The 21,789-nt window shown below is 69.1% G+C and carries 20 protein-coding genes and 1 pseudogene; 11 read left to right on the forward strand and 10 right to left on the reverse strand.

All coding sequences use genetic code 11. The features are described from left to right. Positions 1-14: 14 nt before the first annotated feature. On the reverse strand, positions 15-992 hold the full coding sequence (locus A5696_RS16215; RefSeq protein WP_067880879.1) for a quinone oxidoreductase: 978 nt from the start codon (positions 990-992) through the stop codon (positions 15-17). Positions 993-1,011: 19 nt separating this feature from the next. Between A5696_RS16215 and A5696_RS16220 the strand changes: the two genes are divergently transcribed. Next, a complete protein-coding gene (locus tag A5696_RS16220) occupies positions 1,012-1,656 on the forward strand; it encodes a hypothetical protein (protein ID WP_067880882.1) in 645 nt (214 codons plus the stop codon). On the opposite strand, the gene A5696_RS16225 is transcribed toward A5696_RS16220, so the two are convergent. From A5696_RS16225 to mptB, 4 genes are all read right to left on the reverse strand, one after another. Beyond that, positions 1,606-2,559, reverse strand: coding sequence for a heme A synthase (locus A5696_RS16225; RefSeq protein WP_067880886.1), 954 nt, complete (start codon positions 2,557-2,559; stop codon positions 1,606-1,608). The genes A5696_RS16220 and A5696_RS16225 overlap by 51 nt on opposite strands. A 133-nt stretch (positions 2,560-2,692) precedes the next feature. After that, positions 2,693-3,403: an ABC transporter permease gene (locus A5696_RS16230; protein WP_231964353.1), complete on the reverse strand. Its 711-nt coding sequence runs from the start codon at positions 3,401-3,403 to the stop codon at positions 2,693-2,695. 77 nt (positions 3,404-3,480) lie between these two features. Next, entirely contained in the window at positions 3,481-4,434 is a 954-nt protein-coding gene (locus A5696_RS16235; protein WP_156738424.1) for an ABC transporter ATP-binding protein, read from the reverse strand. Beyond that, positions 4,431-6,131, reverse strand: coding sequence for a polyprenol phosphomannose-dependent alpha 1,6 mannosyltransferase MptB (gene mptB, locus A5696_RS16240; protein WP_067880893.1), 1,701 nt, complete (start codon positions 6,129-6,131; stop codon positions 4,431-4,433). The genes A5696_RS16235 and mptB overlap by 4 nt, the downstream gene beginning before the upstream one ends. A gap of 114 nt (positions 6,132-6,245) precedes the next feature. Between mptB and A5696_RS16245 the strand changes: the two genes are divergently transcribed. The 7 genes and pseudogenes from A5696_RS16245 to A5696_RS16275 all read left to right on the forward strand — a co-directional run bounded on the left by A5696_RS16245 (position 6,246) and on the right by A5696_RS16275 (position 12,482). Next, complete coding sequence (locus tag A5696_RS16245) at positions 6,246-7,040, forward strand: metalloregulator ArsR/SmtB family transcription factor (protein ID WP_082956295.1); 795 nt, start codon at positions 6,246-6,248, stop codon at positions 7,038-7,040. Then, complete coding sequence (sufB, locus tag A5696_RS16250; RefSeq protein WP_067880900.1) at positions 7,037-8,485, forward strand: Fe-S cluster assembly protein SufB; 1,449 nt, start codon at positions 7,037-7,039, stop codon at positions 8,483-8,485. Before A5696_RS16245 ends, sufB begins: the two co-directional genes overlap by 4 nt. Beyond that, complete coding sequence (gene sufD / locus A5696_RS16255) at positions 8,482-9,633, forward strand: Fe-S cluster assembly protein SufD (RefSeq protein WP_067880903.1); 1,152 nt, start codon at positions 8,482-8,484, stop codon at positions 9,631-9,633. Before sufB ends, sufD begins: the two co-directional genes overlap by 4 nt. Next, positions 9,630-10,436: a Fe-S cluster assembly ATPase SufC gene (gene sufC, locus A5696_RS16260; protein ID WP_067880906.1), complete on the forward strand. Its 807-nt coding sequence runs from the start codon at positions 9,630-9,632 to the stop codon at positions 10,434-10,436. The genes sufD and sufC overlap by 4 nt, the downstream gene beginning before the upstream one ends. Before the next feature lie 2 nt (positions 10,437-10,438). After that, positions 10,439-11,674, forward strand: a complete 1,236-nt coding sequence (locus tag A5696_RS16265) for a cysteine desulfurase (RefSeq protein WP_067880909.1) — start codon at positions 10,439-10,441, stop codon at positions 11,672-11,674. Further along, positions 11,671-12,157, forward strand: a pseudogene (gene sufU, locus A5696_RS16270) (Fe-S cluster assembly sulfur transfer protein SufU); the annotation flags it as partial. The gene A5696_RS16265 and the pseudogene sufU, both read left to right, overlap by 4 nt. After that, on the forward strand, positions 12,135-12,482 hold the full coding sequence (locus A5696_RS16275) for a metal-sulfur cluster assembly factor (protein WP_067880915.1): 348 nt from the start codon (positions 12,135-12,137) through the stop codon (positions 12,480-12,482). The pseudogene sufU and the gene A5696_RS16275, both read left to right, overlap by 23 nt. A 58-nt stretch (positions 12,483-12,540) precedes the next feature. Here A5696_RS16275 and A5696_RS16280 read toward each other — a convergent pair whose 3' ends face one another. Continuing rightward, the gene (locus A5696_RS16280) at positions 12,541-13,281 is read right to left on the reverse strand and encodes a DUF5666 domain-containing protein (protein ID WP_067880918.1); all 741 of its coding nucleotides are present in this window, start codon (positions 13,279-13,281) and stop codon (positions 12,541-12,543) included. A gap of 211 nt (positions 13,282-13,492) precedes the next feature. Here A5696_RS16280 and A5696_RS16285 point away from each other — a divergent pair, with 211 nt between their 5' ends. After that, positions 13,493-14,884: an APC family permease gene (locus A5696_RS16285; RefSeq protein ID WP_231964346.1), complete on the forward strand. Its 1,392-nt coding sequence runs from the start codon at positions 13,493-13,495 to the stop codon at positions 14,882-14,884. A gap of 33 nt (positions 14,885-14,917) precedes the next feature. Here A5696_RS16285 and A5696_RS16290 read toward each other — a convergent pair whose 3' ends face one another. The 3 genes from A5696_RS16290 to A5696_RS16300 form a co-directional block, all read right to left on the reverse strand. Then, a complete protein-coding gene (locus A5696_RS16290) occupies positions 14,918-15,715 on the reverse strand; it encodes a DUF5666 domain-containing protein (RefSeq protein ID WP_231964347.1) in 798 nt (265 codons plus the stop codon). A 63-nt stretch (positions 15,716-15,778) separates the two neighbouring features. Next, positions 15,779-17,608 (reverse strand): acyl-CoA dehydrogenase, encoded by a 1,830-nt coding sequence (locus tag A5696_RS16295; RefSeq protein ID WP_067880920.1) that lies wholly within the window; start codon positions 17,606-17,608, stop codon positions 15,779-15,781. Between the two features lie 81 nt (positions 17,609-17,689). Then, a complete protein-coding gene (locus A5696_RS16300) occupies positions 17,690-18,628 on the reverse strand; it encodes a PE family protein (protein WP_067880923.1) in 939 nt (312 codons plus the stop codon). A gap of 286 nt (positions 18,629-18,914) precedes the next feature. Here A5696_RS16300 and trxA point away from each other — a divergent pair, with 286 nt between their 5' ends. After that, a complete protein-coding gene (gene trxA / locus A5696_RS16305) occupies positions 18,915-19,265 on the forward strand; it encodes a thioredoxin (RefSeq protein WP_067880925.1) in 351 nt (116 codons plus the stop codon). 9 nt (positions 19,266-19,274) lie between these two features. Here the strand turns inward: trxA and A5696_RS16310 are convergent, their stop codons facing one another. Then, positions 19,275-20,705, reverse strand: coding sequence for a condensation domain-containing protein (locus A5696_RS16310; RefSeq protein WP_231964348.1), 1,431 nt, complete (start codon positions 20,703-20,705; stop codon positions 19,275-19,277). Positions 20,706-21,063: 358 nt separating this feature from the next. On the opposite strand from A5696_RS16310, the gene A5696_RS16315 reads away from it, so the two are divergent. Next, positions 21,064-21,774: a GAP family protein gene (locus A5696_RS16315; RefSeq protein ID WP_067880931.1), complete on the forward strand. Its 711-nt coding sequence runs from the start codon at positions 21,064-21,066 to the stop codon at positions 21,772-21,774. Positions 21,775-21,789: the final 15 nt, after the last annotated feature.

Consider the following 21,789-nt stretch of genomic DNA (forward strand, 5'->3'; position numbering starts at 1 on the left):
TCGCGCTCTGAAAGCTAGGGCAACAGCACGATCGAGCCCGTCGTCTTGCGGCCCTGCAGGTCCTGATGCGCCCGGGCCGCTTCGGCCAGCGGGTACCGGCCACCCACTTCGATCGTGAGGCCGCCGGCGGCGATCGCGTCGAAGAGTTCGCCTGCGCGCCAATGAAACTCGTCGCCGGTCCGGATGAAGTGCGCCAGCGACGGCCGGGTCAAGAACACCGACCCGGCGGCGTTGAGGCGCTGCGGGTCGAAAGGCGGGACGGGCCCGCTGGCCGCACCGAACAGCGCCAGGGTGCCGCGGACGGCCAGGCTGGCCAGGCTGGCGTCGAACGTGGTCTTGCCCACACCGTCGTACACCGCCGCCACCCCCGCGCCGCCCGTCAACTCGCGGATCCGCTTGCCGAACTGTTCCGCGTCGTCGGGGTAGGAGAGCACCTCGTCGGCGCCGGCCTCCTTCGACATCCGCGCCTTCTCAGGCGTGGAGACCGTGGTGATGACCCGCGCGCCGAGCAGCCGGGCCCACTGCGTCAGGATCAGCCCGACGCCCCCGGCGCCGGCGTGCACCAGCACCGTGTCCCCGCTTTGCACCGGATACACCGACTTCAGCAAATAGTGCGCCGTCAGGCCCTTCAGCATCACCGAGGCCGCCACGTCGGACGTCACGCCGTCGGGCACCTTCGCGGTCAAAGACGCCGGGGCGGTGGCGAATTCGGCGTATCCACCGGACATTGCGGCGGCGGTGCCCACCCGGTCGCCCGCGCTGAACCCGTCGACCCCGTCGCCGGTGGCGACGACGGTGCCGGAGGTCTCCTGGCCGAGGATGAACGGCAACTCCCGCGGGTACTGACCGGAGCGGAAATAGGTGTCGATGTAGTTGACGCCGATCGCCTCGGCCTTGATCAAGACCTCGCCGGGACCGGGCGTGGGTTCGGGGACGTCGACGTAGCGCAGGACTTCGGGGCCGCCGGTTTCGCTGATTTCGATTGCGTGCATGGGGATATCATGCCCGGGCATGAAGCTGGCCCGACCGGACGTCTTCCATCCGCGGATCGTGCTGGCGGCCGGTCCGCGATACCGCGACGACGCCGGGCTGCCGGCCGCGCTGCGAAAGCGCGGGCTGCACGCGCGCTGGCTGCCCTGGGACGATCCCGACACACTCGGCGCCGACCTGGTGATACTGCGCGCCACCGCCGGCGATCGGCGCGACGAATTCCTCGGCTGGATCCGCCGCGTGCGCCACCTGCTCAACCCGCCCGACGCCGTCGCGTGGAACCTCGGCGTGCGCTACCTGCGCGACCTGCAGGACGACGGCGTGCCGACGACCCCGGGCGGGACGGCGGACTCGGCGTTGATCTTTCTGAGCGGGGAGCGGTCGCACGCCTGGCCGGTCGAGCCGGAGTTCGAGTCGTGGGACCTCGGTTACGCCGCGATCGCCTCGGCCGCGCGACGCTGCGGAATGCAAACGCCTGAGCTGCTGTACGCGCGCGCCGACCTGGCGGGCGATCGGCTGGTGAGCCTCGACCTCGTGGCGCCGTCGCTGGGTTGGTCGCACCTTGACATCGACACGCGTGAGCACGCCCAGCGCGAGTTCGCGCTGGGCGTGGAGTCAGCCTGCGAGCGCCTGGGGCTGGGCCCGCTCTCGCATCGAGGCCCATAGCGCCGCCGTCGCGGCGGTGCAGGCCGCCGCACCGGCGACGTGCACCGCGACGAGCGCGGCGGGCACGCCGGTGAAGTACTGCGCGGTGCCGACCGCGGCCTGCGCGCACACCAGCGCGAGCAGCACGCCGAGCCGCAGCAGGATGGGCCGGGCGGCGCGCACCGCCAGCAGCCCGAAGCCCAACCCGACCAGCAGCGCCAGGTATGAGACCAGCAGCGACGAGTGCGCGTGCACCAGCGTGGTGATCTCGACCTCGAGCCGCGGCACCGTCCGGCTGGGGCTGCGGTCGCCGGCGTGCGGGCCGGCGGCGGTGACGAGCGTGCCGGTGACCAGCACGGCCGCCAGGTTCAGCGCGCTCAGCGCGGTCAGCGCGCGCAGCGGCCGCGCCACCCGGTCGCGGGCCACCCCAGCGTCGGGTTCGCCGACCTTGACGTAGAGCAGCACCGACAGCCACACCATCGTCATCGACGTCAGCAGGTGGATGGCCACCGTCCACCACAACAGCCCGGTGCGGACGGTGATGCCGCCGATCACCGCCTGCACCACCGTCGACACCGGCATCAGCCACGCGTAGACCAGGACCTCGGTGCGACGGCGAGCCCGGGTCACGGCCAGCACGGCCAGCACGGCGGCGATCACCACCGCGAAGGTGATCATCCGGTTGCCGAACTCGACGGCCTGATGAATCCGCGGCACCTCCGCGTGGGCCACCGGGGTGAAGCTGCCCGGAAAGCACTGCGGCCAGGTGGGGCAACCCAGGCCCGACGCGGTGACGCGCACGATCGCGCCGGTGACGGCGATGCCGCCCTGGGTCAGGATGACGAGCGCGGCGACGGCCCGCTGGACGCGCAGGCTCGGGTCGGGGAGCAGGTCGACCAACCGCCGCAGCGTTCGTCCGGGCACCGCCCGATGGTAAGCCAACGAAAACTACGGGCTGTAGTACGGTCCGCCGGCGCCCAGATATAAACCTCGCACACGCGCGCCGGCGTTTCGTCGCAAACGTTTACGTGTCGCGGCCACGCGAGCCGCCCCCGCGTCAGGTGAAGCGGAACCAGCGCCGCGCGGCCAGCGCCGCCGTCGCGCCCCACACCGCCAGGACGACGACGCCGAACCAATCCACCGACAAGGCCATCGCCTGCGACAGCGCCTCGGTCAGCGCGCCCGACGGGGTGAGCCGGGCCGCCCACTTGACCCCGGCCGGGATCATCCCGGTTTCCAGGGTCAGCGCGCCCAGCCCCGCGAACACGAACCACATCAGGTTGGCGACCGCGAGCACGATCTCGGCCCGCAGCGTCCCGCCGAGCAACAGCCCGAGGGCCGCGAAGCCCGCGGTGCCCAGCGCGATGACCGCCGCGCCCAACAGCAACGCCGCCGGGGCCGGCCGCCAGCCTAGCGCAAACCCGATGGCGCCCAACAGGATTGCCTGCAAGAACACGACGGTCACCACCGCCAGTGACTTGCCCGCGATGATGCCCCAGACCGGCAGCGGGGTGGCGCCGAGCCGTTTGAGCGCCCCGTAGCGGCGATCGAACGCGACCGCGATGGCCTGCCCGGTGAACGCGGTCGAGATGACGGCCAGGGCCATGATCGGCGGAACGAAGGTGGCGGCGCGGTTGTGCCCGAACGAGCCGAAGGGCAGCAGCGTCAGCCCGATCAGCAGCGTGATCGGGATGAACATGGTGAGCAGCAGTTGCTCGCCGTTGCGCAGCAGCAGCTTGAGCTCGAGGCCGTACTGCGCGGCGAGCATCCGGGGCACCGCGTTGGGCCGCGGGTCGGGGGTGAAGGTCCCCGCGGGAAAGACGCCGGTTTCGGTCTTGTTGTCTGTCAAGGCCGCAACTTCCTGCCGGTGAGGTCGAGGAAGACGTCCTCGAGGCTGCGTTGCTCGACGCGCATGTCGGTGGCCAGCACGTCGATCTGCGCGCACCACGCCGTCACCGTCGCCAGCACCTGCGGGTCGACCGGGCCCTCGACCAGGTACTCGCCCGGGGTCACCTCGGTGACCTTGTAGTCCTCGGGGAGGGCGGAGGCCAGCAGGGTCAGCTCGAGGCGCGGGGGCGCGCTGAACCGCAGCTGGTCTTTGGCGCCGGCGCGCATGAGCTCCGTCGGTGTGCCCGAGGCGACCGTCACGCCGTGGTCGATGATGACCAGGCGGTCGGCGAGCTCCTCGGCCTCTCTGAGCTGGTGTGTGGTCAGCACCACCGTCACGCCGTCGCGGCGCAGTGCGTCGATCAGCTCCCAGACCAGCAGCCGCGCGTGGGCGTCCATGCCCGCGGTGGGCTCGTCGAGAAACACCAGTTCGGGGCGGCCGACGAGCGCACAGGCCAGCGCGAGCCGTTGCTGCTGGCCGCCGGAGAGCCGCCGATAGGTGGTGCGGGCCGCGTCGGTGAGGCCCAGCGTGTCGAGCAGCCACGCCGGATCCAGGGGGTCGGCGGCGTAGGAGGCCACCAGGTTGAGCATTTCGCCGGCGCGCGCCGCGGGATAGCCGCCGCCGCCCTGCAACATCACCCCGATGCGTGCGCGAAGGCGGGCGTTGTCGGCGATCGGGTCCAGGCCGAGCACCTCGATGGTGCCCGCGTCGGGGCGCACGAAGCCCTCGCACATCTCGACCGTCGTGGTCTTGCCGGCGCCGTTGGGGCCGAGCAGCGCGAGCACCTCGGCCGCGCGCACCTCCAGATCGAGGTTGGCGACGGCCTCGATGGCGGCCGCGCCGGACCCGTAGCGCTTGGTGACCCCGCGCAGCCGCACCACCGTGTCGGGCGTTCCGGGGAGCGTGCTCACGTGGAATCAGCGTAGGCGTCGGGTGCCGCTTCGGAACTGGGGGTCTCGGCGGCCACCGGGGCGGGTGGCGCAATGACCGCCTCCCCGTTGCTGTCTGGGCTCATCGGCGGGAGCTGGCGCCACGGCAGGCGGGTGTAGGTCAGTGCGATCAGCCCGAGCACGATGACGCTGCTCGCCAGGGTGGCGTCCACGATCTGAAACAGCGCGAACCGGTCGCCGTTGGCGGTGGGGCCGAAGATTCCCACGATCAGGGTGATCACGATGACCGCCACGCGGAAGCCGGTGCGGGTGGCCCACGCGGCCAGCGGGATGATCGCCCACAGCAGATACCACGGCTGCACAACGGGAAACAGCAGCACGGTGATGCCCAGTGCGACGCCCAGGCCGCCGATCGGGTGCAACCGGCCGCGGAAGACCGCCACCAGCAGCCAAGCCACCATCACGGTGATGATCAGCACACCGATGGCACGGGTGAGCCCCAGCACCGCGGTGGTGTGGTCGCCCAGGCCCAGGAGAATCCCCACCTGCCCGGTCCCGAGCGCCAGCAGCGTCGGCGGCGACATCCAGCTGCGCACGACGTTGGCGGTGCCCAGGGTGTAGATCCAGCCGAACCCGAGCCCGCTGGCCCAGCCGACGAGGGCCGTCACGGCCAGCGACAGCCCCGCCATGGCGCCGCCGGACAGCAGCAGGGCCCGCACGCTGCCGCCACAGCGGTAGGCCAACGCCATCGTGACGAAGCCGAGCGCCAGCAGCGACGGCAGCTTCACCTGCGACGACAGCGTGATCAGGATCGCTCCGAAGAGGAGCATCGCCAGCGGTTCCCAGCCCGAGCCCGGCCGCCACGACGCGGGAAACAGCCGCGGAGAGTCAATGCCGCGCAGCGCGAACTCGGCGCCGGCCAGCATCAGTCCGAGCATCAGCGCCTCGTTGTGCACGCCGGCGACCAGGTGCATGATCAGCAGCGGATTGGCCGCGCCCAGCCACAGGGCGCTGACCTCGGCGACGCCGCACCGCCGGGCCAGCCGGGGGGTGGCCCAGACGATCAGGCCCACGCCGGCCAGCACGACGATGCGGTGGCAGAGCACCGCGGCGACGATGTTTTCCCCGGTGATCGACGAGATCCCGCGTCCGATCCACAGGAACAAGGGACCGTAGGGCGCCGGCGTCTCGCGCCACAGGGTGGGGACCGACAGCGTGAACACGTGCCCCAAGCCGAGCCCCGAGGCCGGACCCACCTTGTACGGGTCGAGCCCCTCCAGCGAGATCTGGCTCTGGGCCAGGTAGGAGTAGACGTCCTTGCTGTACATCGGCGGCGCGGGCAACAAGGGCAGCACCCACAGCAGCAGGGTGCGGTCCAGGTCGCCGCGCGACATCCGCCGTTTGCCGAGCGCGAACCGGCCGAGCATCAGCCAGGCGAGGGCCATCATGACCGCCCCGGTCGTCGTCATCGTCAGCGACACGGTCTGGATGCGCGACGGCAGGTTGAGCAGCCGGACCCCGAAGGTGGGGTCCTGCACGACGGGCCGGGCCCCGGCGCCCAGCGCGCCGATCGCCATCAGGACGGTGCCGGTGGCGCCGAACAGCCGGGTGCGGCGCAGCGTGGTGAGCTCGGTATCGTTCAGCGGCGAACCCACCGCTTGCTCGTCGCCGTGCAGGCTGGCGATCGACGAGCTCAGCGTGTGGTGGCGCGCTGCCATCAGAGCAGCGTAGCCGTCCGGCCCTGCGGCGATTGCAAGCGCGGCGTAGCCGGGCGCCGCGGGTCGCCGAGCGTTGCACGAGTGTGACCAGCGCAACGTGCGGACAGGGGAGCCTTGGTAGACCGATCCCCGGAATTGCGTCACACTGGTGTTGTGAAAATCCGAACCAGCCTCGACGAGGCAACCGCGGCCGGCGCCGCGGTTCCGGATGGTCACACCCGGCGCGCCATCGTGCGCCTGCTGCTGGAATCCGGATCCATCACCGCCGTTGAGATCGGCGACCGGCTGGGCCTGACGCCCGCCGGCGTGCGCCGCCACCTCGACGCGCTGATCGACGCGGGGGACGCCGAGTCGGTGGCCCCCGCCGCGTGGCAACAGGCGGGCCGCGGGCGCCCCGCCAAGCGCTTCCGGCTGACGGCGGCGGGCCGGGCCAAGCTCGACCACGCCTACGACGACCTGGCGGCCGCGGCGATGCGCCAACTGCGGGAAATCGGCGGGGAGGACGCCGTCCGCACGTTCGCCCGGCGCCGCATCGACGCGATCCTGGGCGACGTCCAAGCGGCGGACAGTCCCGACGACGCGGCGGTCGAGGCCGCCGCCGAGCGGGTCGCCGGCGCGCTGAGCAAGGCGGGCTACGTGGCCACCACGGCCCGGGTCGGCGGGCCGATCCATGGGGTGCAGATCTGCCAGCACCACTGCCCCGTGTCGCACGTCGCCGAGGAATTCCCCGAATTGTGTGAGGCCGAGCAGCAGGCCATGGCCGAGGTGCTCGGAACCCACGTGCAGCGGTTGGCGACCATCGTCAACGGAAACTGCGCCTGCACCACCCACGTACCACTTACTGTTCCGGTTTCCAAGGCGCCCAGCCCGCGTCGCGAAACCACCAGCATCGAAGGAGCGTCGTTATGACCCTCACGCCCGAGGCCAGCAAGACTGCAGCCGCGCCGCTGACCCAGGAGGAGGCCATCGCCTCCCTGGGCCGGTACGGCTACGGCTGGGCGGACTCCGACGTCGCCGGCGCCAGCGCGCAGCGCGGGCTGTCCGAGGCGGTGGTGCGCGACATCTCGGCGAAGAAGAACGAGCCCGAGTGGATGCTGCAGACCCGGCTCAAGGCGTTGCGGATCTTCGACCGCAAGCCGATGCCGACGTGGGGCTCCAACCTCGAGGGCATCGACTTCGACAACATCAAGTACTTCGTGCGCTCCACGGAGAAGCAGGCCGCGACGTGGGACGACCTCCCGGAGGACATCCGCAACACCTACGACCGGCTGGGCATTCCGGAGGCCGAGAAGCAGCGCCTGGTGGCCGGCGTGGCGGCCCAGTACGAGTCCGAGGTCGTCTACCACCAGATCCGCGAAGACCTTGAGGCGCAAGGGGTTATCTTCCTCGACACCGACACGGGCCTGCGCAAGCACCCGGAGATCTTCAAGGAGTACTTCGGCACCGTGATCCCGGCGGGGGACAACAAGTTCTCCGCGCTGAACACCGCGGTGTGGAGCGGCGGGTCGTTCATCTACGTGCCGCCGGGCGTGCACGTCGACATCCCGCTGCAGGCCTACTTCCGGATCAACACCGAGAACATGGGCCAGTTCGAGCGGACCCTGATCATCGCCGACGAGGGCTCCTACGTGCACTACGTCGAGGGCTGCACGGCCCCGATCTACAAGTCGGACTCGCTGCACTCGGCGGTGGTCGAGATCATCGTGAAACCCAATGCGCGCGTTCGCTACACGACCATCCAGAACTGGTCGGGCAACGTCTACAACCTGGTCACCAAGCGGGCGCGGGCCGAGGCCGGCGCCACCATGGAGTGGGTCGACGGCAACATCGGCTCGAAGGTGACCATGAAGTACCCGGCGGTCTGGATGACCGGCGAGCACGCCAAGGGCGAGGTGCTCTCGGTGGCGTTCGCCGGCGTGGACCAGCACCAGGACACCGGCGCCAAGATGCTGCACCTGGCGCCCAACACGTCGAGCAACATCGTGTCCAAGTCGGTGGCGCGCGGCGGCGGGCGCACCTCCTACCGCGGCCTGGTGCAGGTGAACAAGGGCGCGCACGGGTCGCGCTCGAGCGTGAAATGCGATGCGCTGCTGGTCGATACGATCAGCCGCAGCGACACCTACCCCTACGTCGACATCCGCGAGGACGACGTCACCATGGGCCACGAGGCCACCGTCTCGAAGGTCAGCGAGAATCAGCTCTTCTACCTGATGAGTCGCGGCCTGACCGAGGACGAGGCGATGGCCATGGTGGTGCGCGGCTTCGTCGAGCCGATCGCGAAAGAGCTGCCGATGGAGTACGCGTTGGAGCTCAACCGGCTGATCGAGTTGCAGATGGAGGGCGCGGTCGGATGACCGCTGCGATCAACAAGGGAGAGCTGTTCTCCTCGTTCGACGTCGACGCATTCGAGGTTCCGCACGGACGCGACGAGCTCTGGCGGTTCACCCCGCTGCGCCGGCTGCGCGGGCTGCACGACGGCTCGGCCAACGCCACCGGCAAGGCGCGCATCGATGTCAGCGAACAGCCCGGTGTCCACATCGAGACCGTCCGCCGCGGTGACGAGCGGCTTGGGCTGGGCGGTGCTCCCGCCGATCGGGTTGCGGCCCAGGCGTTTTCGTCGTTCAACTCGGCGACACTGGTCACCGTCGGCCGCGACAAGCGGATCGCCGATCCGATCAACGTCACCGTCACCGGACCCGGCGAGGGCGCCGTAGCCTACGGGCATCTGCAGATCCGCGTCGAGGAGCTCGCCGAGGCGGTGGTGATCATCGACCAGCGGGGCAGCGGAACCTACGCCGACAACGTCGAATTCGTGGTCGACGACGCCGCCCGGCTCACGGTCGTATGGATCGCCGACTGGGCCGACGACATGGTGCACCTGTCCGCCCACCACGCGAGGCTCGGCAAGGACGCGGTGCTACGGCACGTCGCGGTGACGCTGGGCGGTGAGATCGTGCGGATGTCGGCCAATGTGCGGTTCTCCGGCCCCGGCGGGGACGCCGAACTGCTGGGGCTGTACTTCGCCGACGACGGGCAGCACCTCGAGTCGCGGCTGCTGGTGGACCACGCGCAGCCCGACTGCCGCTCGAACGTGCTGTACAAGGGTGCGCTGCAGGGGGATCCGGACTCCGCGCTGCCCGACGCGCACACCGTGTGGGTGGGTGACGTGCTGATCCGCGCCGAGGCCACCGGCACCGACACCTTCGAGGTGAACCGCAACCTGGTGCTGACCGACGGCGCGCGCGCCGACTCGGTGCCCAACCTCGAGATCGAGACGGGGGAGATCGCCGGCGCCGGGCACGCCAGCGCCACCGGGCGTTTCGACGACGAACAACTGTTTTACCTGCGTTCGCGCGGCATCCCGGAGGACCAGGCGCGCCGCCTGGTGATCCGCGGGTTCTTCGGGGAGATCATCTCGAAGATCGCGGTGCCCGAGGTGCGCGAACGCCTGACCGCAGCCATCGAACACGAACTGGCCCTTACGGAGAAATCACCCCTATGACGACCCTGGAAATCAAGGACCTGCACGTCAGCGTCGACGACCCCAACGCGCCGGAGGGGGAACGGGAGATCCCCATCCTGAAGGGCGTGGACCTGACCGTGAAATCCGGTGAGACGCATGCGTTGATGGGACCCAACGGTTCCGGCAAGTCGACGCTGTCGTACGCCATCGCCGGGCACCCCAAGTACCGCGTGACGTCGGGCTCGATCACGCTGGACGGCGAGGACGTGCTGGCGATGAGCGTCGACGAGCGCGCCCGGGCCGGCATCTTCCTGGCCATGCAGTATCCCGTAGAAGTGCCCGGTGTATCGGTGTCGAACTTCCTGCGCTCGGCGGCCACCGCCGTGCGCGGCGAGGCGCCGAAGCTGCGGCACTGGGTCAAAGAGGTCAAGGGGGCGATGACGTCCCTGGAGATCGACCCGGCGTTCGCCGAGCGCAGCGTCAACGAGGGCTTCTCGGGCGGCGAGAAGAAGCGCCACGAGATCCTGCAGCTGGAGCTGCTCAAGCCCAAGATCGCGATCCTCGACGAGACCGACTCCGGTCTGGACGTCGACGCGCTGCGGGTGGTCAGCGAGGGCGTGAACCGCTATGCCGAGTCCGAGCACGGCGGCGTCCTGTTGATCACGCACTACACCCGCATCCTGCGCTACATCCACCCCGAGTACGTGCACGTGTTCGTCGGCGGCCGCATCGCCGAATCCGGCGGACCGGAGCTGGCCGACGAACTCGAGCAGAACGGCTACGTTCGCTTCTCCCCCGCAAGCGGGAGGGACCCCCAGCAAGCGGCGGCAACAGGGGCGTAGCCATGCTGGATGTTGCGGCGATTCGCGCCGACTTCCCGATCCTGAAGCGGGTGATGCGCGGCGGAAACCAGTTGGCGTACCTGGATTCCGGTGCGACGTCGCAGCGCCCCGTGCAGGTGCTCGACGCCGAACGGGAATTCCTGCTCACCTCCAACGGCGGGGTGCATCGCGGCGCCCACCAGCTGATGGAGGAGGCCACCGACGCCTACGAGCAGGGCCGCGCCGACATCGCGGCCTTCGTCGGCGCCGACGCTGAAGAGCTGGTGTTCACCAAAAACGCCACCGAGGCGCTCAACTTGGTGTCATATGTGCTGGGCGACAACCGTTTCGAGCAAGCCGTCGGGCCCGGCGACGTGATCGTCACCACCGAGCTCGAGCACCACGCCAACCTGGTTCCGTGGCAGGAGCTCGCCCGGCGCACCGGCGCCGCATTGCGCTGGTACGGCGTCACGGACGACGGCCGCATCGACCTCGACTCGCTGCAACTCGACGAGCGTGTCAAAGTCGTTGCCTTCAGCCATCATTCCAACGTGACCGGCGCCCTCGCGCCGGTCGACCAGCTGGTTGCCCGCGCCCGGGCGGTGGGCGCGTTGACCGTGCTGGACGCGTGCCAGTCGGTGCCGCACCGGCCGGTCGACTTCCACGCGCTCGACGTCGACTTCGCGGCGTTCTCCGGACACAAGATGTTGGGCCCCAACGGGATCGGGGTGCTGTACGGCCGCGGCGAGCTGCTGTCGACGATGCCCCCGTTCCTCACCGGCGGGTCGATGATCGAGACGGTGACCATGGCCGCCTCTACCTACGCCCCGACGCCCCAGCGCTTCGAGGCAGGCACTCCGATGACCTCGCAGGTGGTCGGATTGGCGGCCGCCGCAAGATATCTCGCGGCGATCGGCATGGACGCCGCCGAAGCCCACGAACGCGAACTTGTCGCCGCGACCATCGAGGGTCTGTCCGGCATCGACGCCGTGCGCATCATCGGCCCCACCTCGCTGGAGAACCGCGGCTCGCCGGTGTCGTTCGTGGTCGACGGCGTGCACGCGCATGACATCGGGCAGGTGCTCGACGACGACGGCGTCGCCGTGCGCGTCGGGCACCACTGCGCGTTGCCGCTGCACCGCAGGTTCGGGCTGGCGGCCACCGCGCGGGCGTCCTTCGCCGTGTACAACACCGCCGACGAGGTCGAGCGCCTCGTGACCGGCGTGCGACGGGCCCTGGATTTCTTTGGGAGAGACTGACGTTGCGCCTCGAGCAGATCTATCAGGACGTGATCCTCGATCACTACAAGCATCCGCAGCACCGCGGGCTGCGGGAGCCGTTCGATGCCCAGGTGCACCACGTCAACCCGGTCTGCGGTGACGAGGTCACGCTCCGGGTGACGTTGTCCGACGACGGCGAAACCGTCGCCGACGTCTCGTATGACGGGCAGGGCTGTTCGATCAGCCAGGCATCGACCTCGGTGCTGACCCAGCAGGTGATCGGTCACAGCGTCGGAGAGGCGCTCAAGACCACCACCGCATTCACCGAGATGGTGTCCTCCCGCGGCACCGTCGAGGGCGACGAGGACGTCTTGGGCGACGGCGTCGCGTTCGTCGGGGTCGCCAAGTACCCGGCGCGGGTGAAGTGCGCGCTGCTCGGGTGGATGGCGTTCAAAGACGCGCTGGCCCAGGCCAGCGCAAGCTTCGAGGAGGACCAGAAATGAGCGAAACCACCGCACCGGGCGACGAATTCCTCGCCGATGTCGAGGAGGCGATGCGCGACGTCGTCGACCCCGAACTGGGCATCAACGTCGTCGATCTGGGGCTGGTCTACGGCCTGAACGTGGAAGAGGGCGACGAGGGAACCGTCGCCCTGATCGACATGACGCTGACGTCGGCGGCCTGTCCGCTGACCGACGTGATCGAAGACCAGTCGCGCAGCGCGCTCGTCGGCAGCGGCCTGGTCGACGACCTGCGGATCAACTGGGTGTGGAACCCGCCGTGGGGCCCGGACAAGATCACCGAGGACGGCCGCGAGCAGCTGCGCGCCCTCGGCTTCACCGTCTGATCCGGCCGCCGCTGAGCCGATGGCGCCGGACGGCTTCGCCTGGCTGCGCCGCGCCCGTCTAGAGGTGGAAGGGCAGGTGCGGTAGGTGCGGCAGGTGGTGATGCGGGTGCCCCATCGGCGGGCAGGCCTCGAGGCTGATCGTCATCGCGTGCAGCACGCCGGCGTCCTGGGTGCCCTGGGCGCCCATGCACTTGCCGTTCGTGATCGCCTGGGAGTCCGACTGCGTCTGCTTCTGGTAGGACGTCGAGTTCGCGACCGTCACGGTCGTGGGTGTCGGTTGGGGACCGATGCCGTTGACCGCGATGGTGTTACCCGACACCGAGCTGACCGTGCCGTAGAACCCGGCCGGTGGCGGGCACTTGCCGTCGACGGCTGAGGTGACGGTCACGGCCTGCGCGGTGATCGAGCCCCCCGTGGGCGCGCTCTGCGGGGTGGCGCGCACGTTGACGCAACTGCCGGGCGTGACGTCGGTCAGCTGAGCCGGGGTGACCTCGACCACCCTCGTCGAGGGGGAGAAGTCCACCGTGGCGGACCCCGTCCGCGTCCTGAGCTGGATGGTGCCGCCCGACACCGACTCGACCAGGCCCTCGACGTAGTCCTTCGGGGCGGGGGGCGGCGGGGGAGCCGGCGGCGAGGGCGTGCCCGGCGCGGGGCCGGGCGGCAACGCCGTCACAGTCGGCTTGTTGCTGTTGCTCGCGGTGTTATCGGAGTGGCACATGGCGACGCTCAACGCGATAACCGCGATGACGCCGACGATCGCGACCTGCGCCAGGCGAGGCTTGACCGTGCTGGCAGACATCGACGTGGCTCCGATCGTGAGTTGTAGGCCTTATTGGATACCCACGGGAAACTCGTTTCCATGAGTTCATCCGAGATTTGTGGTGTGAATCTCGGGCCGCCGGGCAAAGGGCAAGAAAGGGCTTTGGCCCCTAAGGAATGTGAGGGGCACGCACTTACCGTCATAGCGGCGCCGACGCTAGGAGAAGCCGCTCAATGCCGATCGTGACCCCGTGGCCGTCTTCGCAACCGGGTCTCCCGGCGCACAGCCGAAAGAACGCGTGCCGCGCATGAACGCCGCGACGCCCGGCCCGGCACCCACGCGCAAAGGGGCGATCACTGTCGCCGGCGCGACAGCCATCGGCGTCGGCGGGATGATGGGCGCCGGGCTCTACACGCTGCTCGGGCTGGCGTCGACGACCGCAGGGGTATGGCTGCCGGTCGCCTTCCTGATCGGCGGCGTCGTGTCGATGTTCAGCGTGTACTCCTACGCCAAGCTCGGGGCGCGATACCCCAGCCGCGGAGGCGCGGCGCAATTCCTGGTCCGCTGCTTCGGCGACGGCGTGATCGCGGGCGGCCTCAATATCTTTCAGTTCCTCGGCTGGATCATTGCGATGGCGCTGTACGCCGCGGGGTTCGCCGGCTACGTCCGGGCCCTGCTGCCGTGGGACATCCCGGGCTGGTCGGAGAAGGCCATCGGCATCGGGCTGATCGTCGTCGTGGTGCTCGTCAACCTCGTGGGCAGTAAGTTCGTGGGCCGCTCGGAGCTGTTCGTTGTCAGCATCGAGCTGGCGATCCTGGTTGCCTTCGTCGGCTTCGGACTGGCCAAGAGCGATCCGGGGCGCTTCGGCCACAACGATGATCACAGGTTCATCGGCGTGCTCTTCGCGGCCGGCCTGCTCTATGTCACCTATGAGGGCTTCGGCGTCGTGACGAATTCGGCCGGCGATATGCGCGACCCCGCCTGGGAGCTGCCCCGGGCGATGTTCTCGGCGCTGGGCATCGTGATCACGGTCTACCTACTGGTCAGCGCGGTGGTGGTGATGACGATGACGCTGCCGGCCATAGAGGCCAATTCCGGACATGTGTTGTCCGAGGCCGGCCGCGAGGTTTTCGGCCGGGCCGGATTCATCGTCATCGGGCTCGCCGCGCTGCTTGCGACCGCTTCCGGCGTCAACGCCACCATGTTCGGCGACACCAACCTGGCATTCGTCGTGGCCCGGACCGGCGAGCTGCCGCGCGGCTTTGCCCGCGGCGTGTGGCACGGCGGCACCGGTGGACTGTTCATCGCCGCCGCGCTGACCGCGGCGTTCGTGCTGTTCTTTCCGCTCGCCGCGGTGGGCCAGATGGCCAGCCTGGCGTTCTTGATCGTCTACGGCACCGTCAGCGCAGGACACCTGCGGGTGTGGCGCGACACCGGCGCCAAGAGGTGGCTGCTCGTCACCGCCGTGGTGCTCAACCTGGGCCTTTTCCTCCTGCTGCTGGGCTACAGCATCCACACCGGCCCGCCGAGCACCTGGATCACGCTGATAGCCGTCCTGGCGACCAGTTTCGTCGTCGAGTATGGCTACCGGCGGCGCACGGGTCGCCGCCTGAAGCTGGATGCAGCCAGCCAACCGGCCTAACCACGACTCCCGTCGCGGCGCCCACCACCGCGGTCACCCGTGCGGCTTGCCCCCGCACTTGCCGTCGTTGGCCGCGCGCACCGTGATGCTGGTCGCCTGCAGCGCTCCGGCGTTGTCCATCGTCCCGCGGGCGTTGAGGCACTTGCCCTGGGTGACCGCGTCGGGGGTGGCGGTGGTCATCTTCGAGTACTTGGTCTTATCGTCGACCGTCACGGCCGTCTGGGTGGTGTTACCGCTGGCGTCGCTGCCCGCGACGCTGATGGTGTTCCCCGTCACGGACGCGACTGAGCCGCGCACGGGCTGCGGCTTCGGGGGCGCCGGCGTCGGCGAGCCCGAGGGTGCGGGCTCGCTGGAACCGGGGCCGGACGCCGGTCCGGGTTGCTTGGGCTTCGGGCAGGTGCCGTTGACGGACGGGCTGACCCTCACCGATGCCGCGGTCACCGGCTGCCCGTTTTGGGCTTCCCGGGTGGGCTGCACGGTGACGCAGCTGCCCGAGGTGACGTCGCCCAGCGTGGCCGGCGAGACCTCGGTGATCTTGGTCGTCGAGGTGAAGTTGACGGCGGCGTTGCTCTTGTCTTCCTTCGTGACCTGGATCGAGTTCCCCGCGACGGACGCGATCAGGCCGCTCACCTTGGCCTCGTTCTGGGCCTGCGCCGGCGAGGTGGTGGTGGAGGTCACTGTGGACGTGGATGTCGACGTCGACGTCGGAGCCGATTTGTTCGACGAGCCGCACGCCGCGACGGACAAGGCGGTGACGCCCGTGACCGCGAGGATGGCCAGCCGGGTGAGCCGGGGCGCGGGACAGCTTGCTGAGATCAACGTTTCCCCCATTCGTGAGTCGGACCACGAAAAGATGTACCCGATGGAGCTGTGGCCGAGCTGTGTAACGCGCGGTCAGAACGCGTCTTCGGGGACGCGCATGATGTCGTTGTCGATGGACTCGATGACCCTGCGCTGCGCGGCCAACCTGGGCAGCACGTTCTTGGCGAAGAACGTGGCGGTCGCGACCTTGCCCTGGTAGAAGTGCTTGTCGCTGCTCGACGTCGTGTCGGCCAGCGCGCGGCGCGCGATGCCGGCCTGGACCAGCAACCGCCAGCCGATGAGCAGGTCACCGACCGCGAGCAGGTAGCGCACCGATCCCAGCCCGACCTTGTAGATCTCGGTGGGGTGCTGGGAGGCCGACATCAGGTATCCGGTCAGCGCGCCCGTCATCGCGGTAACTTCGTCGAGTGCGGCTTGCACCAACTCGGCCTGCGGCTTCAGCTCCTCGTCACAGGTGTCGATGGTGCGGCTGATCTGAGCCGTCAGGAATTGCAGCGCATGGCCGCGGTCGCGCACGATCTTGCGGAAGAAGAAATCCAGCGCCTGGATGGCGGTCGTGCCCTCGTAGAGCGAATCGATCTTCGAGTCGCGGATGTACTGCTCGATCGGATAGTCGACCAGGAAGCCCGAACCCCCCAGCGTCTGCAGCGATTCGGTCAGCACCTCGTAGGCCCGCTCGGAGCTCACGCCCTTGACGATCGGCAGCAGCAGGTCGTCGATGCGATGCGCCATGTCCGGATCGGCACCCGAAACCCGTTGCGCCACATCGGGATCCTGATGGGCGGCGGCATACATGTAGAGCGCCCGCAGGCCCTCGGCGTACGCCTTCTGGGTCATCAGGCTGCGACGCACGTCGGGGTGATGGATGATCGTGACCCGCGGGGCGGTCTTGTCCGCCATCTGGGTGATGTCGGCGCCTTGTACCCGCTCCTTGGCGAACGCCAGGGCGTTCAGGTATCCGGTGGACAGGGTGCCGGCGGCCTTCACGCCGATCGTCATGCGGGCCTGCTCGATCACCGTGAACATCTGCGCGATCCCGTTGTGCACGTCGCCCACCAGGTAGCCGACGGCGGGCACATCGCCGTCGCCGAAGGTCAATTCACACGTCGGCGAGGACTTGATGCCCATCTTGTGTTCCAGCCCGGTCGCGAAAACGCCGTTGCGGGAACCGAGTTCGAACGTCTCGGGGTCGAACAGGTACTTGGGCACATAGAACAGGCTCAACCCTTTGGTGCCCGGGCCGGCGCCCTCCGGCCGGGCCAGCACGAGGTGGAAGATGTTCTCGGCGGTCTCGCCGACGTCACCGCCGGAGATGAACCGCTTGACGCCCTCGATGTGCCATGTGCCATCGGGTTGCTGGATGGCCTTGGCGCGGCCCGCCCCGACGTCGGACCCGGCGTCGGGCTCGGTGAGCACCATGGTGGCCTGCCAGCCGCGCTCCACGCCCGCGGCCGCCCACCGCCGTTGCTGCTCGTTGCCCTCTTCGTAGAGCGCCTGGGCCATGAACGGGCCGAAGTTGAAGAAGTTCGCCGACGGGTTGGCGCACAGGATCATCTCGTTGACCGCCCAGGCCAGCGGGGGCGGCGCCGGCATGCCGCCGATCTCCTCGGCCAGCCCCAGCCGCCACCACCCGGCCTCCTTGATCGCGTGCACCGTCTTGGCCAGCTCGTCGGGCACGCTGATCGTGTGCTCAGCGGGGTCGAAGACCGGCGGATTGCGGTCGGCCGCGGCGAACGATTCCGCGACCGGGCCCTCCGCCAGGCGAGCGGCTTCGGCCAAAATCGTGCGGACGGTGTCCTCGTCGAGGTCGCCGTAGCGTTCGGTGCCAAGGACGGCGCCGATTTCGAGAACGTCGAACAGGTTGAACTCGAGATCGCGGACGTTAGCGATGTAGTGGCCCAACGCGATTCCCTCCCGCCCGATTGGTCAGCGCCAAGTCTGTAGGACGCGGGAAAACGTACGCAACCGTAAGTAGGAGGGCCGCTACCCGGGCGCGCCGTGCGCGCCGAACAGGAGCCCGCCCGTGCCGCCGACACCGGGGTTGTGGGGAGGCACGGCGCCGGGGGCGTTGCCGCCGTTGCCGCCGTTGCCGACAAGTATCGCGTTGCCCCCGTTGCCGCCATCGCCAGTCACCGCTCCGCCGGGGCCGCCGTTGCCGCCGTTGCCGAACAACCCGGCCTGGCCGCCCGTCCCCCCGTTGCTCGTGCTTCCGCCGCCGCCACCGGCGCCGCCGTTGCCATAGAAGAACCCGGCGTTGCCGCCGGCGCCACCGCCGCCGAAGGACAGCGAGTCACCGCCGGTGCCCCCGAAGCCGAACAGGAGCGCCCTGCCGCCTGCGCCGCCCCCGGCGGCTCCGGCGCCGCCCGCACCGCCATTGCCCCACAGCAGCCCGCCGTTCCCGCCGGCCCCGCCGGTCCCGCCGGGCACGCCGGCGCCGCCGATGCCGCCACTGCCGAGCAGGCCGGCGTCGCCGCCCCTGCCGCCCGGCCCGCCATTACCTCCGTTTCCGAACAAGATTCCGCCACCCTCGCCGGCCTGGCCGATCGCGGTGCCGTTGTTTCCGTTTCCGATCAGGGGGCGGCCGATCAGCAGTCGGGTGGGCTCGTTGATCAGGTTGAACAGCGGCTTCAAGGGGTTGGTGCCGGCCGCTTCTGTGGCGCCATACGCTGCCGCGCCGCCAAGCAGGTTCTGCACGAATTGGTCGTGAAACGCCGCGGCCTGGGCGCTCAGCGCCTGATAGGTCTGGGCGTGCGCGCCGAATACGGCGGCGATTGCGGCCGACGCCTCGTCGGCCCCCGCGGCGGCCACGGTGGTCGTCCGGGCCGCCACGGCCGAATTAACCTCATTGATTGTCGAACCGATGCGCGCCAGATTCCCGGCGGCCCCCGACAACAATTCCGTGTCCGCGACCAAAAATGACATCCCGCACCTCCTGCTGAAGCGGCGACGACGGCAAAAGCCTAACGCGATTTTGCAGCTGTGGGCGGTCTTTATTTGTCATCTGTTTAACTGGTGAATTCGATTGCACACGTATACATTTCACACAGTGTCGAATTGCAATCGAGGGGAGCCGAGGACCGCCGTAAATCGGGTGGTTCGACCGATGTAGCGATCGTTCTCGTCGCTGTGCCACCCGGTCGGGGCACGCTGGCCGACCGGCCCCTGCCGATATGGGAACATCGTGCCCACGAGCGACGTTAGGGGACTTGTGACAACACGCGATCTCACTGCTGAGAAGTTCAACGAAACCATCGAGGGCAACGACATCGTCCTCGTCGACTTTTGGGCGTCTTGGTGCGGTCCGTGTCGCCAGTTCGCGCCGACCTTCCAGGCGTCATCGGAGCAGCACCCCGACATCGTCTACGCCAAGGTCGACACCGAGGCCGAGCAACAGCTCGCGGCGGCCGCCCAGATCAGGTCCATTCCGACGCTGATGGCCTTCAAGAAGGGCAAGCTGCTGTTCAACCAGGCCGGAGCGCTGCCGCCGGCGGCCCTGGAAGACCTGGTACAGCAGATCAAGGCCTTCGACGTCGATGCCGCCGAGGCCGAGCAGGCCTGACCGGTCCGGCTACAGCGCGGCGCCGCTGCACAGCGGCGCCAGCGCGGTGCGGCCCTCGGCAACGCGGACGTAGAGGGATTTCAGCGTCTCGAGGTAACGGGTGACCGACTCGCGCGCGACCGGGTTGTTGGGGAAGAACACCATGGCGTGCGTCTCGTTTTCGTAGCGGTTGACCCGCAGGTCGAATCGAGCCGGCACCCCGCCGTCGTGGTGGATCTTGATGTTCGACCCGCCCCACTCGGACTTGACGATGGTGGACAGCGGAGGGCTGCTGGCGTCGAGGTGGAAGAGCAGCGGGACGCGCCTGTCGGGCATCCGCAGCCACGGCGCCAGTTCCAGCACACGACTGAACGGGACATTCGCCAGGGCTTTGCCCGAATCAAACGACTTCTGCGCGGCGCGGGCGGTGTCGCCGAACGATGATGCGTTGACCGGGATGGTGATCGGGACAAAGCCGGTGAACCACCCGATCGTCAGGAACTCCGCCCGGCTGCTGCGGGTGTCGCACGCGACAAGGCCGTAATACGTTTCGGCACCGGTCAATTCGTATTGGGCGAGCGCAGCGCACGCGAACACGCCGCCGCTGAAACGCGCGCCCGCGGCGATACAGGCGGATTCGAAGTTGGCCGTCTGCCGTTCGTCCATCACCGGCACGAACATCAGGTCGCAGGACCCCGAACCGTCGCCGAGCGATACCGGACACTCCGGAAGGGTTCCGTCATTGCTTTCGAAGAAGTCGACCCAGCCACGCACTTGCGGGGAGTCCAGGGTGAGGGCGGACGTGTACTCGTGTTGCCGCACACAGTAATCCGTGTAGCTACCCGGGGTGGGCAGCGCCGGCGGCGCCCCGCCGGCGAGCAGGGACGTGTACATCAGATAGAGCTCGAGGCGGATCGCGCCGAGGAACTGCGCGTCGATGTAGATGTGGTCGATCGCAAAGCAGAAGGTGAAGTGGTCGGCGCGCTGAATGATCGCAAACCTGAAGCAATCCCAGTCCAGGGGCGTCGGCGTGGCAACGATGTGCTCCCGGAAATCCTCCGGCGTCATCTCGCCGTGCCTGATCGGAACGCATTGAATGTCGCCGGGATTGGGAAGCGTGTGCCGAACGATGCGGTCGCCATCGGCAAACTCGAACCAGCTGTGATAGGTGTCATGCCGCCGAAGGTGCGTGTTGATGACGTAGGTGAGGACTCGAATGTCGCACTTGCCGGGCATGTCCCAGCTGCCGATGCACAGCCGCGACATATCCACCCCGCGGCTGGCGTGGTCGACGAAGTTATGCAGGTGCCGGGCTTGCTGATGGCTGGCCGGCACGGCGCTTACCGGAGCTCGCCGGATCTTGGCAAGCGAGGCGGGTGAGGGATGCCAACAGACAACCGAACCCGGCTCCGGCGCCCATTCGTCGAGGGCCCCGAAAGCCTCTTCTCCTGGGATGAACACATTCCCTCCCTATCGCTTCACCGCCTCGGCATAGCGGATTCATAGACTCGCCGACATTCGATTATTCGCGCACCCACCTCCACTGGTCGGAACTTGTTGCAACCCAGCGCATTCCACGCCAACGTCCGTGTCACTGTCGCGCGCGCGGCCCACCCCGGCCGTGTCGGCGAGCCATAGCCGACACGTATCCAACGGTGGCTAAAGGTAGCAGACCAAACGAACCCACGTGGGGCGTTTCGAAGACATTTAATGTAGGCGCCCACCGCCGTCACCACGACCCGGTTGCTCGCCACGCACGCCGGCCCAATCGCCCGGAACCGGAACCGCGACCCACCCCGGTCGCGGTAAAGTCGCGCCCATGTGGGGCACCGTGCTGGCATTGGCGCTGGTCGCCGGTGTGGACCCGGGACGCATCGGCATCGCCCTGCTGCTGTTCTCGCGGCGACGGCCGGTGCTCCATCTGGTCGCATTGTGGCTGGGCGGGCTGGCGGTCGGCGTCGCCCTTGCCCTGGGCGCGCTGTTCGGGTTGCACGACGTCGTGCTCGGGGTCATGGACAGGGTGGAGCTCGCCACGTCGAACTCCACGGCCGGCCGCATCCAGATCGCGATGGGCGTGTTCGCGCTGGTGCTGGCCGCGCTGATAGCGATCGGCTTTTCGGTGCGTCAACCGGCGGCGCCCGCCGGCGGCCCGTCGCAACCGGCCGGCTCGACGGCGCTCGCGCGGTTGTCGACGCGCGCCCTGGAGGCGCTGCGCGCCGGGCCGCCCTGGATCACCTTCCTGGTCGGGGTCGGCATCACGACCGATTTCCGGTACCTGGCGGCGCTCACCGTGATCCTGGCGTCGGGCGCCGCCCTCGGCACCCAGGTCACCGCGGCCGCGGCATACACGCTGGTCGGGCTGGCGTTCGCCGAAATCCCCCTGGTCTGCCACCTGGCGGCGCCGGAGCGGACCGGCGCGGTGATGTCGCGCGTGCACGATTGGGTGCAGGCCCGCAGGCGGGCCGCCCTGGGGCTCGTCGTGGCGGCGCTGGGCGTTTTCCTGATGACCGCGGGCCTGGGCCACGTCTGAGCCCGGGGGCGTTCG

This window comes from Mycobacterium sp. E2699 (assembly GCF_001666745.1).
In the GTDB taxonomy this organism is placed as follows: domain Bacteria; phylum Actinomycetota; class Actinomycetes; order Mycobacteriales; family Mycobacteriaceae; genus Mycobacterium.

Excerpts from the sequence above, each read along its gene's own strand:
- A5696_RS16275 (WP_067880915.1), top strand. The coding sequence starts at position 12,135 with ATGAGCGAAACCACCGCACCGGGCGACGAATTCCTCGCCGATGTCGAG.
- sufC (WP_067880906.1), top strand. The coding sequence starts at position 9,630 with ATGACGACCCTGGAAATCAAGGACCTGCACGTCAGCGTCGACGACCCC.
- A5696_RS16315 (WP_067880931.1), top strand. The coding sequence starts at position 21,064 with ATGTGGGGCACCGTGCTGGCATTGGCGCTGGTCGCCGGTGTGGACCCG.
- mptB (WP_067880893.1), bottom strand. The coding sequence starts at position 6,131 with ATGGCAGCGCGCCACCACACGCTGAGCTCGTCGATCGCCAGCCTGCAC.
- A5696_RS16230 (WP_231964353.1), bottom strand. The coding sequence starts at position 3,403 with ATGCTCGCCGCGCAGTACGGCCTCGAGCTCAAGCTGCTGCTGCGCAAC.
- A5696_RS16265 (WP_067880909.1), top strand. The coding sequence starts at position 10,439 with ATGCTGGATGTTGCGGCGATTCGCGCCGACTTCCCGATCCTGAAGCGG.
- sufD (WP_067880903.1), top strand. The coding sequence starts at position 8,482 with ATGACCGCTGCGATCAACAAGGGAGAGCTGTTCTCCTCGTTCGACGTC.
- A5696_RS16290 (WP_231964347.1), bottom strand. The coding sequence starts at position 15,715 with ATGGGGGAAACGTTGATCTCAGCAAGCTGTCCCGCGCCCCGGCTCACC.
- A5696_RS16280 (WP_067880918.1), bottom strand. The coding sequence starts at position 13,281 with ATGTCTGCCAGCACGGTCAAGCCTCGCCTGGCGCAGGTCGCGATCGTC.
- A5696_RS16300 (WP_067880923.1), bottom strand. The coding sequence starts at position 18,628 with ATGTCATTTTTGGTCGCGGACACGGAATTGTTGTCGGGGGCCGCCGGG.
- sufB (WP_067880900.1), top strand. The coding sequence starts at position 7,037 with ATGACCCTCACGCCCGAGGCCAGCAAGACTGCAGCCGCGCCGCTGACC.
- A5696_RS16215 (WP_067880879.1), bottom strand. The coding sequence starts at position 992 with ATGCACGCAATCGAAATCAGCGAAACCGGCGGCCCCGAAGTCCTGCGC.
- A5696_RS16220 (WP_067880882.1), top strand. The coding sequence starts at position 1,012 with ATGAAGCTGGCCCGACCGGACGTCTTCCATCCGCGGATCGTGCTGGCG.